This is a genomic window from Mariniflexile soesokkakense (genome assembly GCF_039650365.1).
GTDB lineage: Bacteria > Bacteroidota > Bacteroidia > Flavobacteriales > Flavobacteriaceae > Mariniflexile > Mariniflexile soesokkakense.
Map to the genome: position 1 here is coordinate 172647 of NZ_JAZHYP010000007.1, position 6000 is coordinate 178646.

At 32.8% G+C, this 6000-nt stretch carries 5 protein-coding genes; 4 read left to right on the plus strand and 1 reads right to left on the minus strand.

All coding sequences use genetic code 11. From position 1 onward, the window contains the following. Positions 1 to 72: 72 nt before the first annotated feature. Positions 73 to 1203 carry a 2-amino-4-hydroxy-6-hydroxymethyldihydropteridine diphosphokinase gene (gene folK / locus VP395_RS13570; protein WP_346242561.1) on the minus strand — a complete coding sequence of 377 codons (1131 nt, stop codon included), beginning with the start codon at positions 1201 to 1203 and terminating at the stop codon, positions 73 to 75. Positions 1204 to 1275: 72 nt separating this feature from the next. Here folK and VP395_RS13575 point away from each other — a divergent pair, with 72 nt between their 5' ends. From VP395_RS13575 to rpsU, 4 genes are all read left to right on the plus strand, one after another. Beyond that, positions 1276 to 1980: a queuosine precursor transporter gene (locus tag VP395_RS13575; protein ID WP_346242562.1), complete on the plus strand. Its 705-nt coding sequence runs from the start codon at positions 1276 to 1278 to the stop codon at positions 1978 to 1980. Positions 1981 to 2062: 82 nt separating this feature from the next. Beyond that, complete coding sequence (locus VP395_RS13580) at positions 2063 to 4750, plus strand: AsmA family protein (protein WP_346242563.1); 2688 nt, start codon at positions 2063 to 2065, stop codon at positions 4748 to 4750. Between the two features lie 111 nt (positions 4751 to 4861). Beyond that, on the plus strand, positions 4862 to 5725 hold the full coding sequence (locus VP395_RS13585) for a sigma-70 family RNA polymerase sigma factor (RefSeq protein WP_346242564.1): 864 nt from the start codon (positions 4862 to 4864) through the stop codon (positions 5723 to 5725). A gap of 30 nt (positions 5726 to 5755) precedes the next feature. Beyond that, positions 5756 to 5950: a 30S ribosomal protein S21 gene (gene rpsU / locus VP395_RS13590; RefSeq protein ID WP_117174857.1), complete on the plus strand. Its 195-nt coding sequence runs from the start codon at positions 5756 to 5758 to the stop codon at positions 5948 to 5950. Positions 5951 to 6000 lie beyond the last annotated feature (50 nt).

Genomic DNA, 6000 nt, shown 5'->3' on the forward strand with positions numbered 1-6000 from the left:
TATAACTTCGCTTATCAACCGATATAGTTCATTGAAACGGAACTATATCTTAACGATAAGCGCAACACCCAATTAATCCTCACAAATCTCTCCCAAAAGCCACAAGTAATCATTTCTATTTTCAATAAAATCCCTACTGGAAATATCAATAATCTTTACATTAAAATCGGTTTGGGTTTTTAAAAACTCTAAATAACCCGTGTTAATTTTTTCCAGATAATCGTTTTCGATATTTTGTTCGTAATCACGCCCACGCTTTTTAATGTTTTCTTGTAATTGTGAGGTGTTTTGGTATAGATAAACATATAAATCAGGCTTACGCAACTCTTTATACATGAGGTAAAAAAGTTTTCTGTACAACTTGAATTCATCTTCTTGTAAAGTAATTTTCGAAAATATAAGCGATTTAAACACATCATAATCGCTCACAATAAAATCTTTAAACAAATCGAGTTGCGATAAATCGTCACTAATTTGTTGGTAACGGTCTGCTAAAAACGACATTTCTAAAGGAAAGGCGTAACGCGACGCATCGCTGTAAAACTTGGGTAAGAACGGATTGTCGGCAAAACGCTCTAAAATAAGTTTCGCATTAAAATCGTGAGCAATCTTAGATGCTAAACTGGTTTTTCCTGCACCTATATTGCCTTCAATGGCTATATACCCATACTTTGAAAAATCATACGCTTTACTTGGGTTTTTTAACCAAATATTAATAGGCACCACAACACTTTCATCCCCACATTCTTGCAACAAAACAGCTACTTCTTTCTCTAATTTGGGATGTTTTACTTTTGAAGCTATATCATTAAGTGGCAACAAAACGAACTTACGTTTTTGCATTTCTGGATGCGGTATTTGTAGTGTTTTGGTATTAATAACGGCATCTTCAACAAACACAATATCCAAATCGATATTACGAGCTTCGTATTTATTTTTTTGAGTGCGAACACGCCCTAAAGTAGTTTCAATAGTCAATAATCCTTGAAGCAAAGTTTCAGGTTTTAGATGGCTTTCTAAAATTAAACAAGTATTTAAAAAATCGTCACTTTCAAAACCAAATGCTGGCGATTTATACACCTTCGAAATATGTGTAACATTTCCAATTTTTTCATGGATTAAATCTATAGCGTCTTGAAGGTTTTTAAATTTATCACCTTTATTACTACCTAATGCGATATAAAACGTGGCTGGTTGTGTCATAAGTAATGGCAAAATAAGTAAAACAAATTTTATTCCTTTATATTTACAAGACGTATTTATTCACAATTGCCAATGACTTTAAAAGACAGACTTGCTGCCCAACAAATTTACATGCTTTTGGGAGCGCTTTTTATAACTTCGCTAGTGGTTTCAAACCTTATTTTTCAAAAATTCTTTTATTGGCATCCTATTGATGTAGAGATTTTTGGAAGTAAACTATTTATTGTTTCTGTTGGTATTTTGCCCTACCCCATTACCTTTTTAATAACCGATTTAATTAGCGAAATTTACGGAAAAAAACGTGCTAACCAAGTAGTTGTGGCAGGTATCTTCGCTTCGCTATTCTCTGTTTTAATAATTTATGTTGCCGATGTTGTTCCTGCCGTTAGCGGCTCACCTGTTAACGATTCTGTGTTCTCACATGTTTTTGGTCGCACTATTTTAGCCGTTGCTGCAAGTATGGCTGCTTATTTGTTTGCACAATTTATAGACATTCAAATTTATCATTTCTGGAAACGACTTACAAAAGGCAAGCATTTATGGCTCCGCAATAACTTCTCCACTTTTTTATCGCAATTTGTAGACACCTTCTCTGTTGTGTTTTTACTTTGTTATTTTGAAGTACTTCCTTGGAGTATGTTTAAAGGCCTTTTGATTAGCGGATTTTTATTCAAAATACTTATAGCTATTTGCGACACACCGTTATTATACTTAGGGGTGTTTTTATTCAAAAAACGCTTTAAACTTAGAGCGCATGAAGAAATTCGGCTTCTTTAATGAAACTATAAATGGTTGTTAAATTTTGGTTTAGCTTCAACCTTTTGGCTATTTTTGTTTGTATATCCTATAAAATTTTTCAATGAAAAAAGCGCTTAAAATCACCGGAATCTCCCTACTTATAATTTTAGCACTGTTAGTTGCCTCCCCTTTTATATTTCAATCACAAATTAAAGAGATGGTCAAGCGCTTTATTAACGAAAACCTAAACGCTCAAGTAGAGTTTAAGGATGTCGATTTAAGTTTTATAAAAAGTTTTCCGCAAGCACATGTATCTATAGACGATTTGGCAATTACCAATTTTGAACCTTTTAAAGGCGATACATTGGTTAGTGCAAAAAGCATCGCATTTACCATGTCTATAAAAGAATTGTTTAAAAAAGCAGACGAATCTATTATAGTAAATTCTATAAATGCCGATAACGTTTTGCTGAATTTAAAAACCAATGCTTCTGGTGCTACCAATTATGATATTACCAAAGAAAAAGAAAATGCTTCTACCGAAACCAGTAGTTTTGCTTTCGATATTCAAGATTACCAAATAAAAAACAGTACTATTAATTATTTAAGTGAAGAATCTAAAATCCTTTTAAAAATTTCTGAATTTAACCATGAAGGTAAAGGAACCTTTTCGGCAGAAAAATCGGAATTAGAGACTAAAAGTGATGCAAAAATAAGCCTTACCATGGATGGTTCTAATTATTTAAACAACAATCCAATTAAGTTAGATGCACTAATTGACATGGATCTTAACAACAGCAAATACACCTTTAAAGAAAACAAAGGGTTTATCAATCAATTACCTATTGAGTTTCACGGATTTGTGCAATTGTTAGAAACAGGACAAGATGTTGATATTACATTTGAAAACCCAGAATCATCATTTAAAAACTTTTTAGCAGTCATTCCTGAAGCGTATTCGAAAAACATAGAAAACGTTGAAACTACTGGTGATTTTAAAGTAAAAGGCATTATAAAAGGCATGGTTACCGATGAAACCATTCCTACGTTGGATATTAGCATTAAATCGAATAACGCCTCGTTTAAATACCCCTCCTTACCTAAAAGTGTTCAAAACATCGTTATTGATACCGAAATTAAAAACACCACCGGTAAAACAGAAGATACTTATGTCGCTATAAACACCTTAAATTTTAAGATAGACCAAGATGTTTTTAAATCATCGGCTACCATAAAAAACATAACTGGTAATATGCTGGTAAACGCCGATATTGATGGTGTTCTTAATTTGGCAAATATTGCAAAAGTTTATCCGATAGATTTAAAAACACAACTTAGCGGTATTTTAAAAGCCAAAGTAAATACTGCTTTTGATATGGAAGCAATTGAAAAAAATGCTTACGAGCGTATTAAAAATAGTGGAAGCATGAGTTTAAGTAATTTTAAATATGCTTCGGATGGTTTTAAAAACCCTCTGTTAATTTCAAATGCTGGCATTACTTTTAATCCTCAAACTGTTTCATTAAATACGTTTAAAGCACAAACCGGCAAAACAGATTTAAACGCAACAGGTACTATTCAAAATTTATTAGGGTTTATGTTTAGTAACAAAACCTTACAAGGTAATTTCAATCTAACTTCAAACACTTTTGCGGTGAATGATTTTATGAGTGATGAACCTACTCCAACAGAAAACAAAACAGAAGGAACTAAAAAATCTGCTGCAAAAAAGGAATCTTTAAAAATTCCTGCGTTTTTAGATTGTACCATAAACGCACAAGCTAACACAGTTATTTACGATAATTTACAGCTTAAAAATGCCAAAGGTGCTTTAATTATTAAAGACGAACAGGTACAATTGCAAAACTTCACAACCAATATTTTTGATGGTCAGTTAGCCTTATCTGGAGTCGTTTCAACAAAAACTGACACACCTACATTTAACATGGATTTAGGCATTAATGCTTTTGATATTGCCAAATCGTTTCAAGGCATGGAGTTGTTCCAAAATTTAGCACCGTTAATGAAGGCAATACAAGGCAAACTAAATACAACTCTAAATTTAAAAGGCAATTTAACTGATGATTTTACGCCCAATTTAAACTCCTTATCGGGCGATGCTTTAGCCGAAATCCTATCGTCTACAGTAAACCCATCAAACGCCGAAGTGCTAAATAAATTAGGTAACTCTTTAAATTTTATAGATTTCAAAAAACTAAATTTAAACGACCTAAAAACAAAATTTGAATTTAATAATGGTAAAGTAAGTGTTAAACCTTTCCGCATAAAATATCAAGATATCGACATTGAAATTGCTGGTTCGCATGGTTTTGACAAAACCCTAGTTTATAGTGCGGTATTTAATGTGCCTGCTAAATATTTAGGTACTGAGGTTACTAACCTTATTGCTAAAATTGATGATGCTTCAGCAAAAAATATCACCATTCCAATTACTGCAAATATTGGAGGCACTTACACAAGTCCTACAATAAAAACCGATTTAACAAGTGGTGTTACCAACTTAACCAAACAATTGGTTGAAATTCAAAAACAAAAACTACTCAACCAAGGCAAAGATAAAGTTAGTGGTATGCTTGGTGATTTAATAGCGGGCAACAAAGCTAAAAAAGATTCTGCTACTACAAACCAAAACAACACAGTAAAAGAAGTGCTTGGTGGTATTGTTGGAGGCAATAAACCAACCGCCACTACCGATTCAACCAAAACAAACACAACCAAAGACGCTGTTAAAAATGTACTTGGTGGCTTGTTAAGCGGTAAGAAAAAGCAAAAAGACACCGTTAAATAACCTTTTTCATTTCTTTTTGGGTGACTTACGAAGAAAGTACCGTAATTATTAGGTTTTCTCAATAAAAAAGTTAAGTTGTAGATAGTATAATCTATAACTTAAAAATAATATATGAGGCAATTAAAAATTACGAAACAAGTTACCAACAGAGAATCAAAGTCGCTTGACAAATACCTACAAGACATTAGTAAAATTCCGCTAATAACCGCAGATGAAGAAGTAGAATTAGCACAGCGTATAAGACAAGGAGACCAAGTAGCTTTAGATAAACTCACAACATCTAACTTACGTTTTGTGGTTTCAGTCTCAAAACAATATCAAAATCAAGGCTTAACATTACCCGATTTAATAAATGAAGGTAATGCTGGTTTGGTTAAAGCGGCCAAACGTTTTGATGAAACTAGAGGTTTTAAATTTATATCGTATGCCGTTTGGTGGATTAGACAAGCTATTCTTCAAGCTTTAGCAGAACAATCTCGAATAGTTAGGTTACCTTTGAACAAAATTGGCTCTATCAATAAAATCAATAAAGCCTATTCGTTTTTAGAACAAGCGCACGAAAGACCACCAAGTGCCGAAGAAATTGCCAATAATTTAGAACTTACAATTAGTGATGTTAAGCAATCTATGAAAATTTCTAGCAGACACGTTTCAATGGATGCGCCATTAAGAGAAGGTGAAACTTCAACACTTTATGATGTTGTAAATGCTAATGAATCACCTAGACCAGATATGGATTTAATGAAAGATTCCTTAAATGTGGAAATAAACCGTGCATTAAACACCCTGTCTGAAAAAGAAGCTGAGGTTATTAGAAATTATTATGGCATTAGTAATGAGCAACCTATGAGTTTGGAAGAAATAGGTGAAGCTTTTGGTTTAACCCGTGAACGCGTAAGACAAATAAAAGAAAAAGGCATACGCCGATTAAGACATACATCAAAAAGCAAAGTATTAAAAACGTATTTAGGATAATCCTAAAACACAAACAATTAAAAACTATACATGTTAAAAATTATTATTAAAGATGGCGAAAACATAGAACGCGCCTTAAAACGTTATAAAAGAAAACACCGCAATATTAAAGTGATGCAGAATTTAAGAGAGGCGCAGTTTTTTACAAAACCATCTGTTAAAAGAAGACGCCAAGTACAAAAAGCATCTTATATTCAAAATTTAAGAGACCAAGAGGATATTTAGGCTTTAGGCTTTAGGCTTTAGGCTTTAGGCTTTAGGCTTTAGGCTTTAGG

Bases quoted from the DNA above. Each gene is read 5' to 3' on its own strand.
- folK (WP_346242561.1), bottom strand. From the start codon at position 1,203: ATGACACAACCAGCCACGTTTTATATCGCATTAGGTAGTAATAAAGGT.
- VP395_RS13580 (WP_346242563.1), top strand. From the start codon at position 2,063: ATGAAAAAAGCGCTTAAAATCACCGGAATCTCCCTACTTATAATTTTA.
- rpsU (WP_117174857.1), top strand. From the start codon at position 5,756: ATGTTAAAAATTATTATTAAAGATGGCGAAAACATAGAACGCGCCTTA.
- VP395_RS13585 (WP_346242564.1), top strand. From the start codon at position 4,862: ATGAGGCAATTAAAAATTACGAAACAAGTTACCAACAGAGAATCAAAG.
- VP395_RS13575 (WP_346242562.1), top strand. From the start codon at position 1,276: ATGACTTTAAAAGACAGACTTGCTGCCCAACAAATTTACATGCTTTTG.